18 protein-coding genes are annotated in these 23,832 nt (G+C 66.9%); 15 read left to right on the top strand and 3 right to left on the bottom strand.

Annotation, left to right across the window (positions count from 1 at the left end):
* Positions 1-35: 35 nt before the first annotated feature.
* Genes IB275_RS14125 through IB275_RS14110 form a run of 4 tightly spaced genes read left to right on the top strand, consistent with a single transcriptional unit; the run spans position 36 to position 5,826 of the window.
* The gene (locus tag IB275_RS14125) at positions 36-1,625 is read left to right on the top strand and encodes a TolC family protein (RefSeq protein WP_192295649.1); all 1,590 of its coding nucleotides are present in this window, start codon (positions 36-38) and stop codon (positions 1,623-1,625) included.
* Entirely contained in the window at positions 1,612-2,388 is a 777-nt protein-coding gene (locus tag IB275_RS14120) for an efflux RND transporter periplasmic adaptor subunit (RefSeq protein WP_138214358.1), read from the top strand. The genes IB275_RS14125 and IB275_RS14120 overlap by 14 nt, the downstream gene beginning before the upstream one ends.
* Entirely contained in the window at positions 2,381-3,721 is a 1,341-nt protein-coding gene (locus IB275_RS14115; RefSeq protein WP_192295648.1) for an efflux RND transporter periplasmic adaptor subunit, read from the top strand. Before IB275_RS14120 ends, IB275_RS14115 begins: the two co-directional genes overlap by 8 nt.
* 5 nt (positions 3,722-3,726) lie before the next feature.
* The gene (locus IB275_RS14110; protein ID WP_192295647.1) at positions 3,727-5,826 is read left to right on the top strand and encodes a site-2 protease family protein; all 2,100 of its coding nucleotides are present in this window, start codon (positions 3,727-3,729) and stop codon (positions 5,824-5,826) included.
* Between the two features lie 96 nt (positions 5,827-5,922).
* Here the strand turns inward: IB275_RS14110 and panB are convergent, their stop codons facing one another.
* Positions 5,923-6,747, bottom strand: coding sequence for a 3-methyl-2-oxobutanoate hydroxymethyltransferase (gene panB, locus IB275_RS14105; RefSeq protein WP_192295646.1), 825 nt, complete (start codon positions 6,745-6,747; stop codon positions 5,923-5,925).
* Positions 6,748-6,832: 85 nt separating this feature from the next.
* Between panB and IB275_RS14100 the strand changes: the two genes are divergently transcribed.
* From IB275_RS14100 to IB275_RS14075, 6 genes are all read left to right on the top strand, one after another.
* Positions 6,833-7,627, top strand: coding sequence for an AraC family transcriptional regulator (locus IB275_RS14100; RefSeq protein ID WP_192295645.1), 795 nt, complete (start codon positions 6,833-6,835; stop codon positions 7,625-7,627).
* 159 nt (positions 7,628-7,786) lie between these two features.
* Positions 7,787-10,084 carry a 5-methyltetrahydropteroyltriglutamate--homocysteine S-methyltransferase gene (gene metE, locus IB275_RS14095; protein ID WP_192295644.1) on the top strand — a complete coding sequence of 766 codons (2,298 nt, stop codon included), beginning with the start codon at positions 7,787-7,789 and terminating at the stop codon, positions 10,082-10,084.
* Positions 10,085-10,272: 188 nt separating this feature from the next.
* Positions 10,273-11,037, top strand: a complete 765-nt coding sequence (cobF, locus tag IB275_RS14090; protein WP_192295643.1) for a precorrin-6A synthase (deacetylating) — start codon at positions 10,273-10,275, stop codon at positions 11,035-11,037.
* 154 nt (positions 11,038-11,191) lie between these two features.
* Complete coding sequence (locus IB275_RS14085) at positions 11,192-11,758, top strand: cysteine dioxygenase family protein (protein ID WP_081516974.1); 567 nt, start codon at positions 11,192-11,194, stop codon at positions 11,756-11,758.
* Positions 11,759-11,876: 118 nt separating this feature from the next.
* Positions 11,877-13,013 (top strand): response regulator, encoded by a 1,137-nt coding sequence (locus IB275_RS14080; protein ID WP_192295642.1) that lies wholly within the window; start codon positions 11,877-11,879, stop codon positions 13,011-13,013.
* Positions 13,014-13,052: 39 nt separating this feature from the next.
* Positions 13,053-17,024: a hybrid sensor histidine kinase/response regulator gene (locus tag IB275_RS14075; RefSeq protein WP_192295641.1), complete on the top strand. Its 3,972-nt coding sequence runs from the start codon at positions 13,053-13,055 to the stop codon at positions 17,022-17,024.
* 10 nt (positions 17,025-17,034) lie between these two features.
* On the opposite strand, the gene IB275_RS14070 is transcribed toward IB275_RS14075, so the two are convergent.
* Complete coding sequence (locus IB275_RS14070; RefSeq protein WP_081516971.1) at positions 17,035-17,811, bottom strand: IclR family transcriptional regulator; 777 nt, start codon at positions 17,809-17,811, stop codon at positions 17,035-17,037.
* A gap of 177 nt (positions 17,812-17,988) precedes the next feature.
* Between IB275_RS14070 and IB275_RS14065 the strand changes: the two genes are divergently transcribed.
* The 4 genes from IB275_RS14065 (at position 17,989) to IB275_RS14050 (ending at position 21,537) form a co-directional block, all read left to right on the top strand.
* Positions 17,989-18,747 carry an ABC transporter substrate-binding protein gene (locus IB275_RS14065; RefSeq protein WP_081516970.1) on the top strand — a complete coding sequence of 253 codons (759 nt, stop codon included), beginning with the start codon at positions 17,989-17,991 and terminating at the stop codon, positions 18,745-18,747.
* Positions 18,748-18,857: 110 nt separating this feature from the next.
* Positions 18,858-19,514: an amino acid ABC transporter permease gene (locus IB275_RS14060; protein ID WP_192295640.1), complete on the top strand. Its 657-nt coding sequence runs from the start codon at positions 18,858-18,860 to the stop codon at positions 19,512-19,514.
* Positions 19,511-20,254, top strand: a complete 744-nt coding sequence (locus tag IB275_RS14055) for an amino acid ABC transporter ATP-binding protein (RefSeq protein ID WP_081516968.1) — start codon at positions 19,511-19,513, stop codon at positions 20,252-20,254. The genes IB275_RS14060 and IB275_RS14055 overlap by 4 nt, the downstream gene beginning before the upstream one ends.
* Entirely contained in the window at positions 20,251-21,537 is a 1,287-nt protein-coding gene (locus IB275_RS14050) for an NAD(P)/FAD-dependent oxidoreductase (RefSeq protein ID WP_192295639.1), read from the top strand. Before IB275_RS14055 ends, IB275_RS14050 begins: the two co-directional genes overlap by 4 nt.
* A 22-nt stretch (positions 21,538-21,559) precedes the next feature.
* Here the strand turns inward: IB275_RS14050 and IB275_RS14045 are convergent, their stop codons facing one another.
* Positions 21,560-22,333 carry an AraC family transcriptional regulator gene (locus IB275_RS14045; RefSeq protein ID WP_192295638.1) on the bottom strand — a complete coding sequence of 258 codons (774 nt, stop codon included), beginning with the start codon at positions 22,331-22,333 and terminating at the stop codon, positions 21,560-21,562.
* 222 nt (positions 22,334-22,555) lie between these two features.
* Here IB275_RS14045 and IB275_RS14040 point away from each other — a divergent pair, with 222 nt between their 5' ends.
* Positions 22,556-23,650, top strand: coding sequence for a polyamine ABC transporter substrate-binding protein (locus IB275_RS14040; RefSeq protein ID WP_192295637.1), 1,095 nt, complete (start codon positions 22,556-22,558; stop codon positions 23,648-23,650).
* Positions 23,651-23,832: the final 182 nt, after the last annotated feature.

Here is a 23,832-nt window from a genome sequence, read left to right as displayed (position 1 = left end):
ACCCGCGACTCTTTAGGATCGATCAAGGACAGACTATGCCTGCCTACGCACTGAAATGCCTGAGCGCCACCATCACCGTCAGCCTCTTCCTCAGCGCCTGCTCGGCGTTCGAGCCCAAGCCCTACACCGAGGAGGAAATGCGCCAGCGGGTGATCGACGACCAGGCGCGGATGTACAAGGAGCAGGAGCCGGTCAGCGGGCCGATCACCTTCTACGAAGCATCAGCGCGCGCCCTGAAATACAACCTCGACTACCGCCTGAAACTGCTGGAAAGCGCGCTCGCCTCCGACCTGCGTGACGTCACCAGCCACGAGATGCTGCCGCGGGTGGTCGCCTCCGCCGGCTACGCCGGGCGCAACAACGATTCGGGCGGCACCTCCATCGGCATCGAGGACCGCCAGGTCAGCCTGCGTCCGTCCACCTCGGAAGAGCGCTACCGCCAGCTCTACAGTCTCGGGCTGTCCTGGAGCCTGCTGGACTTCGGCGTCGCCTACTACCGCACCCAGCAGAAGAACGACCAGATGCTGATGGCCGAAGAGCGCCGCGAGAAGGTCGCGCAGAACGTCCTGCAGGACGTGCGCAACGCCTACTGGCGCGCGCTGGGCGCCCAGCGCCTGCTGCCGGAAGTGGACGGCCTGCTGATGCGCACCCACCGTGCCCTGACCTCCGCCCGCGAGGCCGAGGGCAAGGGCCTGCTGCCACGCCAGGACATCCTCGCCTACCAGCGCGCCCTGCTCGACTCGGTGTACATGCTCACCGTGCGCCGCCAGGACCTGGAATTCGCCCGCGCCGAACTGGCAGCGCTGATGTCGCTGCCGCCGAACACCAAAATGGTCCTGGCCGACCTCGGCGAGCAGCCTCTGCCGCTGGTGACCAACAACGTCGAACAACTTGAACGCCTGTCCCTGGAACGCCGCCCGGAGATCATGGAGGAGTGGTACAGGAAACGCGTCGACATGAACGACCTGAAGATCGCCAAGGCCCAGCTGTGGCCCAACGTGAGCTTCAACTACGGCTACGAGTACGACTCCAACAAGTACCTGTACAACAACGACTGGAACCAGACCGGCATCAATGTCTCGATGAACCTGCTGCGCCTGGCGCAGTACCCGGACATCAAGGCCGCCGAGGCCAGCCAGGAAAAGACCGACGACATGCGCCGCACCGCGCTGTCCATGGCCATCCTCACCCAGGTCCGCGTCGGCCTGCTGCGCTACCAGCTGGCGAAGCAGGAAGTGGAGTTCGCCGACGAGAGCCTGCGCGTCGACCAGAGCCTGCTCAGCTACGCCCAGTCCGCCCGTGGCGCCGCCCTGGGCAGCGAACTGGAGCTGATCCGCGCCGAGGGGCGCTTCCTGCTCTCGCGCTACCAGCGCGAAGCCGCCTACTCCGACGCCCAGGCCGCCTGGGGCCGGCTGTACAACTCGGTGGGCTTCGAGGTGATGCCCAGGGAAATCGAGAACCACGACGTGAAGACCCTGGCGCGGGAAATCCAGCGCACGCTGGAGCAGCAGACCAGCACCAACCTGCTCGCCAGCAGTGGCGCCACGACCATGAAATCAACCGTTCAATCGACCGCTGGGCAAGCATCCGCAGGGCAGAAGGAAATCGCCAATGCCGCGCAGTAAGCCGTACCTGCTCCTCCCGTTGTGCCTGATGTTGCTCCAGCCGGCGCTGGCCGATGACGCCCCCAGCGGCCTGCCGCCACTGCCCGACAACCAGGACCCCGGCGCTATCCGCGTGCTGCTGGTGTCCAACCTGGAAACCACCCTCTCCGCACAGATGAACGGCACCCTCGGTGCGCTCAAGGCAAGCCTGGGCGACAAGGTCGCCAAGGATGCCGAGCTGGCCCAGCTCAACTGCGTGGAGGTCAACGCCCGCGCCAAGGTCGCTGCCGCCGAACTGAACATGGCCCGCTCCAATCTTGCCGCCAAGCAGAACCTGCGCAAGCTCGATGCCGTGGGCGACCTCGAAGTCGCCATGGCCAACACCGAGGTGCAGAAGGCCGACGGCGCCCTCACCCTGGCCCGCGCCCAGGCCGGCTACTGCCTGGTCGACGCGCCCTTCTCCGGGCGCATCGCCAAGGTCTACGTCAAACCCTACCAGACGGTGACGGCCGGCACGCCGCTGTTCGATCTGGTCAGCGATGGCGCACTGAAGGTCCGCCTCAATGTGCCCTCGTCCATGCTGCCCAGCCTGCGTCCGGACATGCCACTGGAAGTGGACATCCACGAAACCGGCAAGCACTACCCGGCCAAGGTCAGCGTGATCAACGCGCGGGTCGACGCCGTGGCGCAGACCGTGGAGCTGGAAGCGAAGCTGGACGCCAGCTACCCCGAACTGATCGCCGGCATGAGCGGGGTCGCGCGCTTCCCCGAAAGCCATGAGTGAGCTGCTGCCGCCACCCCAGCTGCTGCTGAGCCTGGCCAATGTGCGCGACAAGGCGCTGACGGCCGACTCCCTCGGCGCCCTGGCCTTCAGCATCGCCAACGACCTGTTCCCGCTGCTGCGCTTCCACCAGGCGCTGGTGTTCGCCTGCCATGAATCGCGCAACGAACTGCTGGCAGTCTCCGGCCTGGCCAAGCCCACGGAAGACTCGCCTTATCTGGTCTGGCTGGAGCGCGCCAGCCGTTGGGTCGCCGCGCAGCTGCCCGACGCCACGCCGACCTGGCTGGCCCGCGACGCCCTCGAACCGCCCGCCGACATCGCCGAAGGCTGGAGCGAATGGTGGCCCGCCGGGCTCTGGTGCGTGCCGCTGCACGACCGTGCCGGCAAGCGTCTGGGGCTGGTGCTGTTCCTGCTCGACGAGCCGCCAGCGCGCAACCTGCAACCGCTGCTGCAAGGCATCTGGCAGACCTGGGCGCACGCCTGGGCATCGTTCGGGCCGCGCACCCGCCTGCGCTTCTGGCGGCCGAGCAAGCGCCAGGTGCTGGTCGGGGTGATCGCCCTGGCCGCTCTGCTGCTGATCCCGGTGCGGCAGACCGCCCTGGCGCCGGCGGAAATCGTCTCGCGCAACGCCCAAGTGATCAGTTCGCCCATCGACGGCGTGATAGTCCGGATGCTGGTGCGGCCGAACCAGAGCGTCGAGGTCGGCACGCCGCTCTTCGAGCTGGACGAAACCACCCTGCGCAGCCGCGCCGACGTGCTGGCCAAGGAAGTTGCCGTGGCCGACGCCGAACTCATGGCCGCCAGCCAGCGCGCCTTCGACAACCCGCAGAGCAAGAGCGAACTCTCGGTGCTCGACGGCCGCTCCCGCCAGCGCCGCGCCGAACTGGCCGCCGTGCAGGCGCAACTGGCGCGCACCCGCGTACTCGCGCCGCGCGCCGGCGTGGCCGTGTACAGCGACCCCAACGACTGGCTGGGCAAGCCGGTGGTGACCGGCGAACGCATCCTGCAGATCGCCGACCCGAAGGCACCGGGCATGCGCATCCAGCTGCCGGTGGCCGATGCCATCGCGCTGGAGCCGGGGGCACCCGTGGCGCTGTTCCTCACCGCCTACCCGCTCGACCCGCTGCACGGGGAAATCCTCGACACCAGCTACCAGGCCAAGCCCAGCGATGAAGGCGTGGCCTCCTACCGCCTGCTGGCCAGCGTGCAGGACGCCCCGCCCCATGCGCGCCTGGGCCTGCACGGCACTGCCAAGCTCTACGGCGAACGCGTGGTGCTCGGCTACTACCTGCTGCGCCGCCCGCTGGCGTCCCTGCGCGCCTGGACCGGCTGGTAGCGACGATGGACATTGCTGCCGAAGACCTGCCCACCCCGCCGCTGCGCGACGACCTGCGCCTGGACGAAGCCGCGCCCGGCCCGGACGGAGAGCCGGTGTGGGTGATCCAGGACAGCGTGCTCAACCGCTTCTACCGCATCGGCTGGCTGGAGTTCGAATGCCTGCTGCGCTGGGAACAGACGCCCCGGCAGATCAGCGAGCAGATCGCCGAGCAGACCGCGCTCAAGCCCGACGCCGAGCAAGTGCTGGGCTTCCGCCAGTTCCTCGAACACCACCAGCTGCTTCGTCCCGGCCCCGAGGCACTGGCGCGACTGGCCGCGCGCAGCGAAGGCAAGCAATGGACCACCTGGAACTGGTGGCTGCACCACTACCTGTTTTTCCGTATCCCGCTACTGCGCCCGCAGCGCTTCCTGCGCGCCATCGCCGGCAGCCTCGACTGGCTGTTCAACCGCTACGTGGCGATGCTGGTGCTGTTGCTCAGCCTCGCCGGCATCGTGCTGGTGGCGCACCAGTGGGACACCTTCACCCACGACGTGGTGGAGTCATTCTCCTTCGAGGGCCTGCTCAGCTTCGCCGCCGCGCTGGTGGTGGCGAAGACGCTGCACGAGCTGGGGCATGCGCTGGTGGCCACGCGACTGGGGCTGAAGGTCGCGCACATGGGCATCGCCTTCGTGGTGATGTGGCCGATGCTCTACACCGACACCGGCGAGAGCTGGAAGCTGCGCAGCAACCGCCAGCGCCTGGCGATTGCCAGCGCCGGGATCATCACTGAACTGGGCCTGGCCGGGTTGTCGACGCTGGGCTGGGCACTGGCCGACCCCGGCCCCTTCCGCAACGGGTTGCTGTACCTGGCGACCACCAGCTGGGCGCTGTCGCTGGCCCTGAACGCCAGCCCCTTCATGCGCTTCGACGGCTACTTCATCTTCTCCGACCTGCTGGACTTCCCCAACCTGCACGAACGCGCCGGCGCCCTGGCGCGCACCACGCTGCGGCGCAACCTGCTGGGGCTGGATGAGCCCTGGCCGGAGCATTTCCCCACCGGCAAGCGCCGCCTGCTGGTGGCTTTCGCCTTCGGTACCTGGGTCTACCGCCTGCTGCTGTTCCTCGGCATCGCCGTGGCGGTCTACTACTTCTTCTTCAAACTGCTGGGGATCTTCCTGTTCGCCGTGGAAATCAGCTGGTTCATCGTTCAGCCTGTGTGGCGCGAACTCAAGGTCTGGTGGCAGCGCCGTGCGGAAGTGAAGCCGCGGCGCAAGCTGGTGTTCCTCGCGCTGCTCGGCGCCATCGTCCTGCTGCTCGCCATTCCCTGGCGCACCCAAGTGCATGCCATGGGCGTGGCGCGTGCGGCGCAGCAGTTGCACGTCTACGCGCCCTTCCCTGCGCTGCTGCGCGACCTGCGCCCGGGTGGCGAAGTCGGCAAGGGGGAAACCCTGGCGGTGATGGAGGAGCCCGACATTGCCGCCAAGGTAGCTGGCAGCGAGGCGAGCATCCGCGGTTTCCAGGGGCGGCTGGCGGGGATGCTGGCCGACCCGTCCGGTCTCTCCGAGGAAGCCGTCACCCGCCAGCGCCTGGGCGTGGAGTACCAGCAGGCCCGCGCCGCCCGCAACGAAATGGCCCGTCTCAACCTGCAGGCGCCCTTCAGCGGACGCTGGATGGACGTCAACCCGGACTGGAAGCCCGGCCAGTGGATCAACACCCGCGAGCCCATCGGCGTACTGGTGGACCCGCAGCACTGGCTGGTGGACGCCTACGTCAAACAGGACGAAGTGCAACGCCTCACCGACGGCGGCCATGTGCGTTTCTACCCCGAAGGCGTGCCGCGCCCCATCGAGGGCCAGGTGGTGCTGATCGGCACCACGCGCATCAGCCAGCTGGAACATCCGATGCTCGCCTCGCGCTACGGCGGCCCGCTGAACGTCAATCCGCAGGGCGAGGCGCTGGTGCCCAACCCGGCACTGTTCCATGTGCTGGTAAGGCTCGACGAGCCGCCACCGGGCCTTCACGAAACCCGTGGCCACCTGCAGATCGAGGGGACGCGGCGCAGCTGGCTGGGCGAGGGTTTCACCCGGTTGCTGGCGGTGGCATTGCGCGAGAGCGGGTTCTAGCGCCGGAGCTTTCCTGCCGGAGCGCGCCATGCGCGCGATTGCGGCATGGCCCGCCCCTGCAGATTGATGTTCCGTGCTCTTGGCCCCGCGCCGGGCTCACTCCTTCGCCATGCCGAAACAATGCCGCGCCTGCGGGAACTGGCGCTCACGCACCTCGCTGGCAAAGCGTTCGGCCGCCGCGCCGATCAGTTCGTCCACCCGCACGTACTGCTGCGCGAAGCGCGGAATCTGCTCGCCGGACAGCCCGAGCATGTCCTCGGTCACCAGCACCTGCCCTGCGCAGGCAGGTGAAGCGCCGATGCCGATCACCGGGATCTCCAGCCGCTCGCAGACCTGTCGCGCCACTGGCTCCAGCACGCCTTCGAGCACCACGCTGAAGGCCCCGGCGGCAGCGATGGCATCCGCGTCGCGCAACACCCGCGCAACGCCGGTTTCCTCCTTGCCCTGCACCTTGAAACCACCGAGGGCGTTGACCTTCTGCGGCATCAGGCCGATATGCGCCATCACTGGAATACCGCGCTCGACCAGGAAGGCTATGGTCTCGGCCATCTCCGCGCCCCCTTCCAGCTTCACCGCCTGCGCGCCACTCTCGGCAAGCACCCGCGCGGCGGCGATAAACGCCTGCTGCGGCGAGGCCTGGTAGCTGGCGAAGGGCATGTCCACCACCACGCAGGCCCGTTGCGAGCCCCGGACTACGGCGGCGCCGTGGACAATCATCATGTCGAGGCTGACGGCCAGCGTGTGCGGCATGCCGTAGAGCACCATGCCCAGCGAGTCCCCTACCAGCAGCACATCGACGTGCGGGTCGAGCAGCCGCGCCATGGGCGCCGAGTAGGCGGTCAGCACGACCAGACTGCCGGGCTCGCGGCGTTGGCGGATGTCCAGGATCGACAGGCGTTGTTGCAGGCGATGGCTGCTCATGGTGCTCTCCACGGATGGCTGATATTGGCCGGGGAAGACGCTACCATCGGCCCTCCATGACCCACTTCCGACAGTGAGACAAGCTATGCCGCCAGCGGGACAGGATGCTTTGGCACTTCCCGGCTTCACGTCGCTGCCCCGCCCCGTGTGGCTGCGCGCCTTCGACATGCCCGCCGGCCACGAGGTGGAGCCCCATTCTCACCCCTGGGGGCAACTGATGTACGCCGCCAGCGGCGTGCTTGAGGCGGCGACCGAGCAGTACGCCTGCGTGATTCCACCACGCCGGGCGATGTGGCTGCCGGCGGGCGTTCGCCACAGCGCGCGGGCGCGCACGCTGGTGGTCCACCGCAGCTTCTACCTGGCCCCGGAACTGGCCGTCGGCCTGGGCCCGTGCCGCGTGCTGGAAATCTCGCCGCTGCTGGACAACCTCATCCAGCGCGCCAGCGAATTCTCCCGCGACTACCCCGACGAGGGCCCGGAAGCGCGCCTCATGCAGGTACTGGTGGACGAGCTGCACAGCGCGCCAGACTCCGGCCTGGCCCTGCCGCTGCCGCGTGATGCCCGCCTGCGGCGCGTCACCGATCACTTGCAGGAGCACCCCGGCGAGCGCCTGGGCATCGAGGACTGGGCGCAGCGCGTCGGCGCTTCCAGGCGCACGCTGGCGCGGCTGTTCCGTGACGAGACCGGGCTGTCGTTCCGCGAATGGCGCGAGCGGGTGCGCCTGCTGGCGGCCCTGCCGAGGCTGGAACGCGGCGAGTCGGTGACACTCATTGCCGGCGAGTTGGGCTACGAGTCCACCTCGGCGTTCATCGAGCTGTTCCAGCGCCAGCTTCACACCTCGCCTGGAGCTTTGGCGCGGCAAATGCGGGCAGGAGGGTAATCGCCCGTCAGAGCGTCCCTGGGACGGGCCAGCGCAGCACCAAGCAGAACGGGCGACGAACATGAGAGTTACTTATGTTCATCACAAGAACAATGAGTTTGTCTCATGAAGGCTGCGCCGGGAGAATTTCCCCATCGTTGATTCAATGGAGAGATTCACATGGCGCTGGCACACAACCTCGGCTTTCCCCGCATCGGCCGCGACCGCGAGCTGAAGAAAGCCCAGGAAGCCTTCTGGAAGGGCGAGCTGGACGAAGCCGGCCTGCGCGCCATTGGCCGCGAGCTGCGTGCCGCCCACTGGCAGGTGCAGAAGAACGCCGGCATCGAGCTGCTGCCGGTGGGCGACTTCGCCTGGTACGACCAGGTGCTGACCCACTCGCTGACCTTCGGCGTGATCCCCGAGCGCTTCCGCGCCCATGGCGAAGCCAAGCCCACCCTGCAGACCCTGTTCGCCATGGCGCGAGGCGTCAGTACGGGATGCTGCGGCGCGCATGCCCAAGAGATGACCAAGTGGTTCGACACCAACTACCACTACCTCGTCCCCGAGTTCAGCGCTGACCAGCAGTTCGAACTGAGCTGGGAGCAGCTGTTCGAGGAAGTGGAGGAAGCCCACGCTCTCGGCCATCAGGTGAAACCGGTGGTAATCGGCCCACTGACCTACCTCTGGCTGGGCAAGACCAAAGGGGCCGACTTCGACAAGCTCGACCTCGTGGAGCGCCTGCTGCCGCTCTACGGCCAGATTTTCCGCCGCCTTGCCGCGCAAGGCGTGGAGTGGGTGCAAATCGACGAACCGATCCTCGCCCTCGACCTGCCGCAGGACTGGAAGAATGCCTTCGAACGCACCTACAACCTGCTGCAGAGCGAGCCGCTGAAGAAGCTGGTGGCCACCTACTTCGGCGGCCTGGACGACAACCTGGGCCTGGCCGCCGGCCTGCCCGTGGACGGCCTGCACCTCGACCTGGTGCGCGCACCAGAGCAGTTCCCGACCATCCTCGACCGCCTGCCGGCCTACAAGATTCTTTCCCTCGGCGTGGTCAACGGCCGCAACGTCTGGCGCTGCGACCTGGAGAAGAGCCTGGAAGTGCTGCGCCACGCCCATGAGCGGGTGGGAGATCGCCTGTGGGTTGCGCCGTCCTGCTCGCTGCTGCACAGCCCGGTGGACCTGGAGCGCGAGGACCAGCTGGATGCCGAGCTGAAGAGCTGGCTGGCCTTTGCCGTGCAGAAGTGCGCCGAAGTCGCCCTGCTCGCCCGTGCCGTCAATCAACCCGAGGCGCCGGAAGTCATCGCCGCGCTGGAGCAGAGCCGCACCGTGCAGGCCAGCCGCGCCGCCTCGCCACGCATCCACAAACCGGAGGTGAAGGCCCGCCTCGCGGCGGTGAAAGCCGCCGACTGCCAGCGCCAGTCGCCCTTTGCCCAGCGCATCGTCAAGCAACGCGCCGGCCTGAACCTGCCGGATTTCCCCACCACCACCATCGGCTCCTTCCCGCAGACCTCGGCCATACGCCTGGCGCGCCAGGCCTTCAGGCAGGGCAAGCTCAGCATCGCCGACTACACCGAGGCCATGCACAGCGAAATCCGCCATGCCGTGGTGATCCAGGAAAACCTCGGGCTCGACGTACTGGTGCACGGCGAGGCCGAGCGCAACGACATGGTCGAGTACTTCGCCGAGCAGCTCGACGGCTACCTCTTCACCCGCTTCGGCTGGGTGCAGAGCTACGGCTCGCGCTGCGTGAAACCGGCGGTGATCTTCGGCGACCTGAGCCGCCCGAAAGCCATGACCGTGGCCTGGATCCGCTACGCGCAGAGCCTTACCAGCAAGGTGATGAAAGGCATGCTGACCGGCCCGGTGACCATGCTGATGTGGTCCTTCCCGCGCGAGGACGTCTCCCGCGAAACCCAGGCGCGCCAGCTGGCCCTGGCGATCCGCGACGAGGTCGTCGACCTGGAGCGCGCCGGTATCAGGATCGTGCAGATCGACGAAGCCGCCTTCCGCGAGGGCCTGCCACTGCGCCGCAGCGACTGGGGCCGCTACCTCGACTGGGCCACCGAAGCCTTCCGCCTGTGCGCCTCCGGCGTGCGCGACGAAACCCAGATCCACACCCACATGTGCTACAGCGAGTTCAACGACGTGATCGAATCCATCGCCGCCATGGACGCCGACGTGATCACCATCGAAACCTCGCGCTCGGACATGGAGCTGCTGGAAGCCTTCGAGAAGTTCGAGTACCCCAACGAAATCGGTCCGGGCGTCTACGACATCCATTCGCCACGTGTGCCGGGCAAGGACGAGATGGTCAAGCTGCTGCGCAAGGCCGCGCAACGGATTCCCGCCGAGCGCCTGTGGGTCAACCCCGACTGCGGCCTGAAGACCCGTGCCTGGCCGGAAACGGAAGCGGCGCTGGTGAACATGGTCGCGGCCGCCCGCGAGCTGCGCAAGGATGTGGCGCTGCTGGGCTGAGCCGACCTGGCGCTCCACCCATCCTGCCTGACCCGCCCTACGGTGACGCCGCGCCAGCCCCGTAGGGCGCAAACGCCCCAGGCGTTATCCGCCCTACGCTTCTGCTACCGCGGCGATCCGGCAGATGAGCGTGGCGCCGGACAGGCGTAATCTGGTGCCCCTCCGGACGAAGGCACGCAGGACCAGACATGAAGCAGCTGCTCATCATCGGCATCGGCGCGGGCGACCCTGAATACCTCACGGTGCAGGCGATCAACGCGATGAACCGCGCGGACGTGTTCTTCCTCATGGACAAGGGCGCGGCCAAGGACAAGCTGATCCAGCTGCGCCGCGACATCCTCCAGCGCTACGTCTCCCGCAGCGATTACCGCATCGTCGCAGCCGAGAGCCCCGAACGCGTGCGCGAAGGCGACTACACCGGACAGGTACGCGACCTCAACCAGGCCAGGCAGCAGGTGTTCGAGCGGCTGATCGAAGACGACCTGCAGGACGGCCAGTGCGGCGCCTTCCTCGTCTGGGGCGACCCGTCGCTCTACGACAGCACGCTGCGCATCCTCGATGCGATCCTGCGCGGGGGCCGGGTGAGCTTCGACTACCAGGTCATCCCCGGCATCACCAGCGTGCAGGCGTTGGCCGCGCGCCACCGGGTGCCACTGAATGCCATCGGCCAGTCGGTACAGATCACCACCGGCCGCCGTCTGGCCGAGGGATTTCCGGCCAACGCCGAGAGCGTCGTGGTGATGCTCGACGCAGAAGACACCTACCGCCAGCTGGACGACCCGGAACTGGAAATCTACTGGGGCGCCTACGTCGGCACGCCAGACGAGATTCTTCGTAGCGGGCGGCTCGTCGAGGTCGGCGGCGATATCCAGCGCACCCGCCAGGCGGCCCGCGAGGCCAACGGCTGGATCATGGACACCTACCTGCTGCGGCGCGCGCCGAAGGACGCCTGAGCCCACACGCAGGGCGCATGACGGACACGGGGTGATCCGCCGAAATGGCGGATAACCCGTGCCGGATTAAGCGCCCTACCGTTCTGAGCAGGCTCGACAAAAGCGGCTAGAGTGATTTCGTTGTGTCGACAACGCCCGCCGGAGCGCACCGCTCATGCCCAACGTCAGCCTCGCCCGCTTCATCGAACACGCCACCCAGCTCAGCCGGCAGGAATCCGAACCCTGCCAGTGCGTCGCCTCCCTGGCGCCCTTCATGATGGAGCTGCTGGCCCATGCCGGCGACTTCCTCGAAGCGCACCACTACCAGAGCGACCCGTTCCACTACGCGCGCAACCTGGTCTACCAGGCGCCGGACGACAACCTCTCGCTCTACGCCCTGGTCTGGTCGCCGGGCCAGTGGACGCCGGTGCACGACCACGGCAGCTGGGGCGTGGTGGGCATAGTCGAGGGCGTGCTGGAGGAGCGCAGCTACGTCTGCCTGTCCGCCGACCGTAACCGCGACGAGGGCATCGAACTGGTCAAGGGCGGCATGATCCTGCTGCCGCCCGGCGCGGTCACCAGCTTCGTCCCCAACCCCGACCACATCCACGTCACCGGCGTTCCCGCCGACCGTCCGCGCGCGGTCAGCCTGCACCTTTACGGGCGGATGATGAACAACTACCACATCTATGACGTCGAGGCCGGCACGCGGCATTTCGTCGAGGTCGAGCACAACGGCTGAAACACCCGCCGAACACGCCTGCCGGATCACCCCGGAGGCTTGCCCGGCGCGATCTATACTCACACCGGCGCGCGGGCAGGAAGTCCCGCAGCGCTTGCCCTGTGGCGGAGGATGGTCAATGAATGCACCTGGTCCCGTTGTTCGTCCGACGATCCTGATCGTCGACGATGCTCCCGAGAACCTCACGCTCCTCTCGGAACTGCTCAAGCTGCTGTACCGCGTCAAGGCAGCGCGAACCGGCGAGAAGGCACTGCAGATCGCAAAGTCCGACGATCCGCCGGATCTCATCCTGCTGGACGTGATGATGCCAGGCATGAACGGTTTCGAAGTCTGCCGGCGCCTGCGCGAAGACCCCCGCACGCAGCGCATCCCGGTGATCTTCATCACCGCCCAGGTCGCCGCCGACGAGGAAATCCGCGGCCTGGAGCTGGGCGCGGTGGACTACCTGACCAAGCCGATCAATCCGCCCACCGTGCTGATGCGCGTGGACAACCAGTTGCGCATCAAGGCCGCCGCTGACTTCCTGCGTGACCAGAACGAATTCCTCGAACAGGAAGTGCAACGACGCACCCGCGAGCTGGCGGCCATTCAGGACGTCACCATCATCGCCATGGCATCCCTGGCGGAGACCCGCGACAACGAGACCGGCAACCACATCCGTCGTACCCAGCACTACGTCAGCGCGCTGGCCGAACACCTGCAGCAGCACCCACGCTTCGCCGCCGAGCTGAATGAGGAAACCCGCCAGCTGCTGTTCAAATCGGCGCCGCTGCACGATATCGGCAAGGTCGGCATCCCCGACCATATCCTGCTCAAGCCCGGCAAGCTCACTGCCGAGGAGTTCGAGCTGATGAAGACCCACACGACCCTGGGGCTCGAAGCCCTGGAGAAGGCCGAAGAGCGCCTGGGCATGGACGTGCCCTTCCTGCGCCTGGCCAAGCAGATCGCCTACGGCCACCACGAGAAATGGGACGGTAGCGGCTACCCGCAGGGCCTGGCCGGCGATGCGATCCCGCTGTCGGCGCGGCTGATGGCGGTGGCCGATGTCTACGACGCGCTGATCAGCAAGCGCATCTACAAATCGCCGATGACCCACGCCAGCGCCGTGGACTTCATCCGAAGCCAGCGCGGCCAGCACTTCGATCCGGATATCACCGATGCCTTCCTCGCCCTGCAGGACAGCTTCCGCGGTATCGCCGAGCGCTTCAACGACGGCGCGCAGGCTGCCCCCATTCCGGCACCGGCCAGGGTCTGATTCGCAGCGCACACGGCAAACCTGCCTGGAGGCGGCCCCATGTTGACTCCGCTCGGCTTTCTTCAGCGCCTGAGGCTGCGCACCCGGCTGGCGCTCGGGTTCGGCGGCATCCTGCTGCTCGCCCTGTTCCTCGGTCTCTACGGCCTGCACGTGCAGCGTCAGCAGATCGAACAGATCAACGTGATCTACGAGAAAGAGATGCTCGGCCTCTCGCACATCGAGGCAGCCCGCGTCGCCCTGGCGGGCATGGGGCGCAGCATCCGCCAGTTCGTCCTGGCCGCCGACGAGAACGGCCGAGCGCAGGCGGTCAAGCAGTTCAACGAGGTTCGCAGCAACCTGCGCGAGGAAATCGAACTGGCGCGGCCGCTCATCTACCGGACCTCCGCCCAGCAGGGGCTGGTGCGATTCGAGGCCGCCTACGAGGAGTATCAGGACCAGATCAAGCACGTCCTGGAGCTCAACGACCAGCCTATCCGCCACGGACAAGCCACTGACCTGGGCGCCATCGCCCTGCTCTCCTCCACCGCACTGCAACGGCCGGGCGAGGTGGCCAACCAGGCGCTGGCCGAGGTGGCTCAGGTCAAGCGCCAGGGCGCCGATCTGGAAGTGAACCTGGCCACGGAGCGCTTTTACCGCAGTGTCCAGCTGACCATCTGGCTTCTGGTGCTGGGCCTGGGCGGCGGCGTGCTGTTCGGCATCCTGATCAGCCAGTCGATTCGCCGGCCGGCCGATCAGCTGCGGTTCTCGGTGGATGCCCTGAGCAAGGGCGAACTGGATGTACAGGTGCCGTTCCAGGATTATCCCAACGAAGTCGGCGAAATGGCGCGGGCGATCACCGCCCTGCAGTCCGAAGCGCAACAGATGGCCGATCAGCGCTGGGTGAAGACTCAGGTGGCGACGCTCAGCGGGCAGATGCAGTCGGTCGCCGGCTCCAGCGAGCTGGGCGATCGCACCCTGGCCGCCCTCGCGCCGCTGCTGGCGCTGCGCCGCGCCTCGCTGCACATCCACGCGCAGGACAGCGAGGAGCTGGTCCTGCTGGGCAGCTACGCAGCGCCGCCGGATCTGCCCCGGCGCCTGCCCCTGGGCCAGGGCCTGATCGGCCAGTGCGCCAAGCAGCGCGCGCCGATCCACCTGCACCAGCCTGACCGTCAGCAGGAGGGCGAGTACGCGCCGCCGCTTTTCCTCGACATACTGCCGCTGATCCATGGCGAGCGCCTGGTCGGCGTATTGGCACTGGAAAGCCTGCAAGTGCGGGAGGCGAGCCAGAGGTCGCTGCTGGACGAGTTCGCGCCGTTGCTGGCGATGAACCTGGAAATCCTCGAGCGCAACTCGCGCACTGAGCAATTGCTCAAGGAGACCCTGAGCCAGGCGGAACTGATGGAGCAGCAGGCCGCTGCCCTGCAGGAAAGCGAGAAGCGCCTGCAGTACATCCTCGACTGCAGCCCGGTCAGCGTGGCCATCGCCACCCGCGACCGCCTGCACCTGGTGAACCCGGCATTCAGCGAGAACTTCGGCCTGAAAGTCGGCGACGCAGCGGCTGGCCTGTATGTCGAGATGGCGGAGCGCGAGTCGGTCTGGAACGACATGCTGGCCGGCGAACAGATGATCGAGCGCGAAGTCCGCATGTACGACAGCCAGGGTGGCGAGCGCGACATCCTCGCGACCTACCTGCCGGTCCTTCACCATGGCGAGCCCGCCGTGCTCGCCTGGCTGTACGACATCACCGCACGCAAGCTGGTCGAGCAGCAGACACATCGCGCCAAGGAGCTGGCCGAGGAAGCGACGCGGGCCAAGAGCGAGTTCCTCGCCAACATGAGCCATGAAATCCGCACGCCGATGAATGTGATCATCGGCATGAGCAGCCTCGCCCTGAAAAGCGGGCTCGACACTCGCCAGTACAATTACGTGCAGAAGGTCCACCGCTCCGCCGAGGGCCTGCTCGGCATCATCAACGACATCCTCGACTTCTCGAAGATCGAAGCCGGGATGATGAGCGTGGAGCACGTCGAATTCCGTCTGGAGGACGTGCTGGAGCAGTTCTCCGCGCTGGTCGGCTTCAAGGCCGAGGAAAAATCCCTCGAACTGCTGTTCCAGCTCGACCAGCGACTGCCCACCTCGCTGGTGGGCGACCCACTGCGTCTGGGGCAGATCCTGCTGAACCTGGGCAACAACGCGGTGAAGTTCACCGAGCTCGGGGAGATCGTCCTGGGCATCGAGCCGGCAGTGATCGGCAGCGACGTCACCGAGCTGCACTTCTGGCTGCGCGACACCGGCATCGGCATGACCGCCGAGCAATGCGCGCGCATGTTCCAGTCGTTCATCCAGGCCGACACCTCCACCTCCCGCCGCTATGGCGGCACCGGGCTGGGGCTGTCGATCTCCAAGAGTCTGGTGGAGCTGATGGGCGGGCGCATCTGGGTGGAGAGCGAGCCGGGCAAGGGCTCGGTGTTCCACTTCCATGCCCACTTCGGCATCCCCGAAACTGCCGCGCCCCGGCGCATGCTGCGGGCGGACGAACTGCTCGGCGTGCGCGCCCTGGTGGTCGACGACAACGCCTCGGCGCGGGAGATTCTCTCGGGCATGGCTCTCAGCTACGGGCTGGAAGTGGACGTCGCGCGCAACGGCAGCGAAGCACTGGAATGGATCAGCGAAGCCGAACAGCGGCAGTTGCCGTATCAACTGGTGCTGGTGGACTGGCAGATGCCGGGCATGGATGGCATCGAAGTGGTCGCACGCCTGCACGATGGCCACTGCGAGAGCGTCCCGGCAGTGATCATGGTCACCGCCTTCGGCCGCGAAGAAGCGCTGGACGCCGCACAGCAACGCGGCGTAGAGCTGGGCACGGTGCTGACCAAGCCGGTGACGCCCTCTACCCTGCTGGAGTCGATCAACATCGCCCTGGGCAAGGAGAGCGTCGTCGAGCCACGCAGCCGTGAGCGCCAGAGCGCCACGGACGAGGCGTTGGCACGTATCGCCGGCAGCCGGGTATTGCTGGTGGAAGACAATGAGCTGAACCAGGAGCTGGCGATGGAGTTGCTGGGCGACGCCGGCATTGAGATCGTGCTGGCCTGCAACGGCCAGGAAGCGCTGGACCGGCTGGCCACCGACACGCGCTTCGACTGCGTGCTGATGGACTGCCAGATGCCGGTGCTCGATGGATACGCGGCCACCCAGGCGCTGCGCCAGCGCCCGGAACTGGCGCAACTGCCAATCATTGCCATGACCGCCAACAACATGGCCGGTGATCGTGAACTGGCGTTGGCCGCGGGAATGAACGACCACATTGCCAAGCCCATCGACCCGCCCGCGATGTTCCTCACCCTGTCGCGCTGGATCGCTCCCCGGCAGCGGCAAACCAGCGGCGCAGCGGCGCCTGCACCGGTGGAGAGGCAGATTGGCGACCTCGACCTGCCAGGCATCGATACCCATGCCGGACTGGCGACCTGCGCCGGCAAGACCGCGCTCTACGAACGGCTGCTACAACGTTTTGGTACCAGCTACCGGGATTTCATTGGCGAGTTTCGCGCCCTCGACTCGGCAGCCGATCCGACCGCCCGCCGCCGGACCGCTCATACCCTGCGCGGCGCGGCAGCCAACATCGGCGCCCTGGAACTGGCCAGGGCCGCCACGGCGCTGGAGGAGGCCTGCCAGGCCAGCGCATCCGAGGAAGCGATCTCGCGCCTGCTGTTCGAGCTGCAAGCACAGCTGGAAAGAGTGCTGGCCGGCCTGGCGACGCGTACCGCTCCGCCGCTCGAACAGCCGGCGGCGCCGGGGCTGTCCCCAGCGCAGATCAGCAGCCTACTCCGGCAATTGCACGCCCTGCTCGAAGACAGCGACACCGGCGCCGGCGAGCTGGTCGGCCGGCTGGGCAGCGCTTTCGCTGACCCGCTACGGGCCGGGCTGCTGCGGGAAATAACCGAAGCCGTCGAGGGCTTCGACTACGAGCGCGCCCTGGAGCAACTGCAACGGCTGCTGGACGCGACACCCGAGCCCCTGCAGCCGCAAGCCTGAGCGTGCGGCCTCAGAGCGTCCTGATCGAGGTGCTGATCGCCCGTGCGCACTCGATGGCCGCCGGCGCCAGGCGGCGCTCGGCGTCCTCGCGGGTCCAGCGACTGGTGGGCGCCACCACGTGCACCGAAGCCACCGGGCGGCCCTGGCTGTTGCGCACCGGCGCGGCGACCGCCATGTCGCCCAGGAACAGCTCCTCGCTGTTGATCGCATAGCCCTTGCGGCGGATCTCGGCGATTTCCGCGAGGATTTCCTCCAGCGAGGTGCGGGTGTATTGGGTATGGCTGGACAGGTCGCTGCCCTGCAGCAGTTCCAGCACCTCGTCATCACTCAGCGCACTGAGGAAAGCGCGGCCCGAGGCGGTGCAGTACATGGGGATCCGGCTGCCGATGGGCAGGTGGATCGGGATGAACTTCGGCCCCACGAAGCGCGCGACGTAAAGCATGTCGGTGCGCACCGGCTCGGTGAGGTTGGTGGTCTCGCCGGTGGTCTGCGCCAGCTCCGCGAGGAAGGGATTGGCGACGTCCACCAGGGTGTCGGCGGCGAGGTAGTTGTAGCCGATCTCCATCACCTGCGGCGTCAGCTGGAAGCGCTTGGTCTGCGGGTGCTTGCTGACGTATCCCAGTGCTTCAAGCGTGTGGATCATCCGCTGCGCCGAGCTCTTGGTGATGTCGGCGGCCTCGGCTACCTCCGCCAGGTTCATGGTGCGGTTGCGCGCGTTGAAGCCGCGCAGCACGGCAAGGCCCTTTTCCAGCGACTGGTTGAACAGGCTGTTTTCGTTGTCGCTCATATCTCTTCCTTGGGAAGGATCACGCCTTTTTCAGGCTATTAATATCGATATGCGATATTTATAAATCTCTTTACGATTCTTGTAAATCATTTATATTGCAGCCAACGCCTCCTGCCGATACTCGAGGCCATCCATAACGCATAAAGACAACAAACCGCGTCAAATGGGAGTTCACCAATGCATCCTCGCCTCCGCGTGTTTTCCTGCGCCCTCGCGCTCGTCGCCAGCTGCGCTGCATCCTTCGCCGCCCAGGCCGAACCTCTGAAAGTCGGGGCTACTGCCACCGGCGTGCCTTTCACCTTCCTCGACGTCAAGACCAACAGCATCCAGGGCATGATGGTCGACTCGGCCCAGGCCGTGGCCAAGGCCGGCGGGTTCGACGTGGAAATCGCCCAGACCACCTTCGCCGCGCTGATCCCCTCGCTCACCGCGAAGAAGATCGACCTGATCTCCGCCGCCATGCTGCGCACGCCCGAGCGGGAGAAAGTGGTGCAGTACTCCGATCCGGTGTTCGAGTACGGCGAAGGCCTGGTGGTGCGCGCTGACGACGACAAGGCCTACACCAGCATGGATGACTTCAAGGGCGAAGTGGTCGGCGCGCAGGTCGGCACCATCTTCATCGACAAGCTCAACCAGCGCGGCATCTTCAAGGAAGTGCGCGGCTACGACTCCCTCGCCGACCTCACCCGCGACCTGGCACTGGGCCGGATCAAGGCCGGCTTCGGCGACCACCCGATCCTCGCCTACCAGATGGCCAAGGGCAGCCTGAAGAAGGTCCGCCTGGTGGACAGCTACCAGCCGCAGATCAAGGGCGAAGTCTGCCTGATCCTGCGCCAGGGCGACCCGCAGCTGCTCGCCCAGGTCAACCAGGGCATCGCCAGCATCAAGGCCGACGGCACCCTCGCCGCCATCATCGGCAAGTGGCACCTGGACTGACGTCCGCCTTTCTTCACGCCACTCCCGAGACTTACCCGCACCTTTCGCCGGAGCCCAGCGCCCGGTGAAGGGTGACGGCCGCCCTCAGCTTCCCGCTCACGGACATCCCTATGTTTCTCCAGAATGCCCTGGACTTCCTGCCCATTCTATTGAGTGGCGCGGTGGTCACCGTGCAGGTCACGATTGCGTCGTTCCTGCTCAGCTCGCTCATCGGCCTGGCCTTCGCCCTGATGATGGTGTCGAAAGTCCGCGCCGTGGCGCTGTTCGGCATCTCCGTGGTCAACGTGATCCGCGGCCTGCCGATCATCGTGCAGCTGTTCTACATCTACTTCGTGCTGCCGGATTTCGGCGTGCAGCTTTCCGCCATGCAGGCCGGCATCATCGGCCTGGGCATCGCCTACTCGGCGTACCAGGCGGAGAACTTCCGCGCCGGCATCCAGGCCATCCAGCAGGGGCAAATCGAAGCCGCCGAGTCCCTCGGTATGCGCGGCCCGATGATCATGCGCCGGGTGGTGCTGCCGCAGGCCTTCCGCATCGCCCTGCCGCCCTACGGCAACACCCTGGTGATGATGCTCAAGGACTCCTCGCTGGTGTCCACCATCACGGTGGCCGAGATGACCCGCGCCGGCCAGCTGATCGCCTCCTCGACCTTCGAGAACATGACCGTCTACACCCTGGTCGCCCTGCTCTACCTGGCCCTGAGCCTGCCGCTGTCGTTCGCCCTGCGCCGCCTCGAAGCGCGCATCGCCACGAGGAAGAAAGCATGATCCGCATCCAGTCGCTGCACAAAAGCTACGGCAGCACCCGCGTCCTCGAAGGCATCGACCTGTCGGTGGAAAGCGGCCAGGTGGTGTGCCTGATCGGTCCGTCCGGCTCGGGCAAATCCACCCTGCTGCGCTGCATCAACGGCCTGGAAACCTACGAGGGTGGCGACATCCTGGTCGGCCAGGAACGTGTCGACCGCCACGCCCACTCCATCCACGAAATCCGCACCCAGGTGGCGATGGTGTTCCAGCGCTTCAACCTGTTCCCTCACCGCACCGCGCTGCAGAACGTCATGGAAGGCCCGGTGTACGTGAAGAAGGAGCGCCCGGACGCTGCCCGTGAGCACGCCCGCGCCCTGCTGGAAAAAGTCGGCCTGAGCCACCGCATGGACGCCTACCCGGACGAACTCTCTGGCGGCCAGCAGCAACGCGTCGCCATTGCCCGCGCCCTGGCCATGCGGCCCAAGGCGATTCTCTTCGACGAGCCGACCTCGGCGCTGGACCCGGAGCTGGTGGGCGAAGTGCTGGCGGTGATGCGCAAGCTCGCCGACGAAGGCATGACCATGGTGGTGGTGACCCACGAGATGGGCTTCGCCCGAGAAGTGGCGGACAAGGTCTGCTTCCTCTATGGCGGGCGCATCGTCGAGGAAGGCGCCGCCAAGGATGTGCTCGGCGCGCCGAGCCAGCCGCGTACCCAGGAATTCCTCCGCCGCCTGCTCAACACCGACGGGGGCCAGGCATGAACGCCCAGCCCCTGGCACTGCCGCCCTCGCTCTGGGCAGCCACCGCGAACGCCGGCCCGGCCACACCGGCGCTGGCTGAAGACAAGCAGGTCGACGTCGCCATCGTCGGCGCCGGCTATACCGGGCTGGTCACCGCCCTGCACCTGGCCCGCAACGGCGTGCGCGTCTGCGTGCTGGATGCTGGCGAGCCGGGCTGGGGCGCTTCCGGGCGCAACGGCGGGCAGGTGATCCCCGGACTCAAACATGACCCCGACGACCTGCGGCGCATGTTCGGCGGCGAGAAGGCCGAACGCCTGATCGACGTTGCCGGCGGCGCTGCCGATGAAGTCTTCGAGCTGATCCGCCGCTACGACATCGACTGCGAAGCCACCCGCAAGGGCTGGATCCAGCCCGCCGCCTCGCCGGCCGCCCTGCGCGCCATCGAGAAGCGCGCCGAGCAGTGGCGCCAGCGCGGCGTAGCGGTGGAGATGCTCGACAAGAGCAGCGTCGCCCAACGCATCGGTAGCAACGACTACCTCGGCGCCTGGGTCGACCCGCGCGCCGGCAGCGTCCAGCCGCTGAGCTACGTGCGTGGCCTGGCCCGTGCTGCGTTGAGTGAAGGTGCCGCGATCCACGGCCACACCCGCGTGAGCAACCTGCGTCACCACGGCAGCGGCTGGCAGCTCAGCACCGATAGCGGGCACAGCGTGACCGCCGAACGGGTGATCCTCGCCACCAACGGCTACATCGACGACCTCTGGCCGAAACTGCGGCAGACGGTGATCGCCGCCAACAGCTTCATCGTCGCGACCAAACCCTTGCCGGATAACCTGCGGCGCAGCGTGCTGCCCAATGGCGAAGTCTGCTCGGATGCGCGCCGGCTGCTGCTGTACTTCAAGCAGGACGCTCGCGGCCGGCTGTTGCTGGGAGGTCGCGGTCCGTTCGCCGAGCCGCGCTCGCCCGGCGACTGGCTGCACCTGAAGCGCTCGCTGCTGGGCCTGTTCCCGCAGTTGGCCGAGGTGGAGTTCGAATACCAGTGGAGCGGCCGCGTGGCGCTCACCCCGGACTTCATGCCACGGCTGCATGAGCCGGCGCCGAACCTGAGCATCCTGCTGGGCTACAACGGTCGCGGCATCGCCATGGCCTCGACCCTGGGTCGTCACCTGGCGGAGCGCCTGCTGGACCGCGAGAAGGACTTCCCCTTCCCCGTCACCCCGGTGCGGCCGATTCCCTTCCATGGGTTGCAGCGCCTGTACCTGGGCGTGGGCATCGCCTGGTACCGGCTGCTCGACGCCGTTCTCTGAGGGTTCCCGGCCTGACGCCTTGTCAGGCCGGACCGCCTTCCTGCAGCGCCGCCAGGTAAGCACGCGGCGGCTGCCCGGTGTGCTCGCGGAAGCAGCGGTAGAACACCGACAGCGAATTGAAGCCCACCGCGAACGCCAGTTCGTCGATGCGCGCCGCCGGCTCCTCGCGCAGGCGCTCCAGCAGATGGCCGATGCGCGCCTGGTTCAGGTAGCGGTAGAAGCTCTGCCCGAGCACCTGGTTGAGCAGGTAGGAAATCTGGTTGCGCGTGTAGCCGGTGGCCCGTGCCAGGCGCTCCAGGTCCATCTCCGGGTCGAGATAGGGATGGGCGCTGCCGAAGTAGGATTCGATATCCAGCAGCATCTTCCCCACCTGGGCCGAGTTCAGGCCCAGGCGACGCTGGTCCTTGACGCCCTCCTCGCGCTGCTCGCGCACCGGCGTGGCGTACTCGTGGACGCGCCAGATCAGACCGTCGCGCACGGTGATCGCCTCGCTGGCACGGAACGAGGCCAGCCGGCTGCTGCGCCGCAACGTCAGGCGCGAGCGGTACTGGATGAACGCCGTATCGCCATCGGCGCGAATCTGATCGATGTGTTCGATGTGATGCTGCGGGCTGCGCGGCATGGCCGTGCGGATATAGCCGGGCAGCTCGCTGGCGGGGATTTCCAGGTCGTTGTAGAAATCGCAGTACTGCACCTGCGGGTGGAACATCGCCAGCACGCCTTCGACGTCGCGGTTCATCCAGCACTGGTGGTAGCGCGTGACCACTTCGCGGGTGCGCTCGGTTTCGTCATTCATGGTTTTCCCTCCGCCTGGGGCCGCAGCGTAGGGCGCGGGCAGCGCGCTGCACAGTGCCGCGGGTCCGCAGCAGCATCGCCGATTCCGCCCGTGCACGGAAGAACGACGCAAAGCCGCGCCGCGCCTAGTTTTCGGCCAGGGCCGAGAACAACAGAACAAGGCCCGTTTCCCACCTGCCGATCGCATTGGCGCCGCGCAAGCCGGCGTCCTCCAGGAGTGAAGATGAACAAGCGTGCTTTGGGTTGTCTGGCCGGCCTGCTGGCCGGTGCCGCGTTGCCGGTGCTGGCGGCGCCGCAAGAGGTGCATTTCGCCAACTGGGCCGACTACATCGGGCCGACCGTGCTGCAGGACTTCCAGAAGGAAACCGGAATCAGGGTGGTGCTCGACGCCTTCGAGTCCGACGAAGTGCTGGAGGCCAAGCTGCTCACCGGGCATTCGGGCTTCGATGTGGTGGTGCCCTCGGCGGACTTCCTCGCCCGCCAGCTCAAGGCCGGCGTCTACCGCCCGCTGGATGACGCACTGCTGCCCAACCGCAAGAACCTCGACCCCGACCTGCTGGCCCGCGTGGCCCAGTCGGACCCGGGCAACCGCTTCGCCGTGCCCTACCTCTGGGGCACCGTCGGCATCGGCTACAACCCGGCGAAAATCAAGGCCGCGCTGGGCGCCGACGCACCGCTGGACTCCTGGGATCTGGTGTTCAAGCCGGAGAACCTCGCCAAGCTCAAGGGCTGTGGGGTGGCCTTCCTCGACTCGCCGGCGAAGATCCTGCCGCTGGCCCTGCACTACCTGGGCAAGGACCCCAACAGCAACAATCCCGCGGACTACGAGGCCGGCACCAAGCTGCTGGAAAGCCTCAAGCCCTCGGTGACCTACTTCAGCTCGACCAAGTACATCGCCGACCTCGCCAACGGCAACGTCTGCGTGGCCATCGGCTTCTCCGGCGACGTGCTGCAGGCGCAGAAAAGCGCGCAGGAAGCCGGCGGCGCGGTGGACGTGCAGTACAGCGTGCCGAAGGAAGGCACCAACATCTGGTTCGACAACCTGGCGATCCCCAAGGACGCCCGCAACCCCGAAGGCGCTCACGCGTTCATCAACTACCTGATGCGCCCGGATGTGATCGCCAGGACCAGCGACTACCTGCACTACGCCAACGCCAACGTGCCAGCCAAGTCGCTGATGGACCAGAAGGTCCGCGAGAACCCGGCGGTCTACCCCAACGCCGAGCTGGTCAAGGGCATGTACGTCAGCCTGCCGCCGAGCCCATCGATCCTGCGCCTGATCACCCGCGACTGGAGCCGGATCAAGTCCGGGGTCTGACTCCCGACGCCCTTCCCGTCTCACCCGCAGCCCCGGTCGCCATAGCGCCCGGGGCTGTTTGCATTCGAAGGGGCGCCTTTTTCACGACGATGCCCAAGCCTTGCGGAAAGTGGATAGAACGCACGCCTGCCTCCGACCGACACTAGCCACGCTGGCAGCAAGATGCTGCACGTGCACCCATT

The organism is Pseudomonas sp. PDM21, from assembly GCF_014852505.2.
Classification (GTDB): domain Bacteria; phylum Pseudomonadota; class Gammaproteobacteria; order Pseudomonadales; family Pseudomonadaceae; genus Pseudomonas.
Note: the sequence above shows the minus strand (reverse complement) of the source record. Positions and strands in the feature narration are given on the sequence as shown.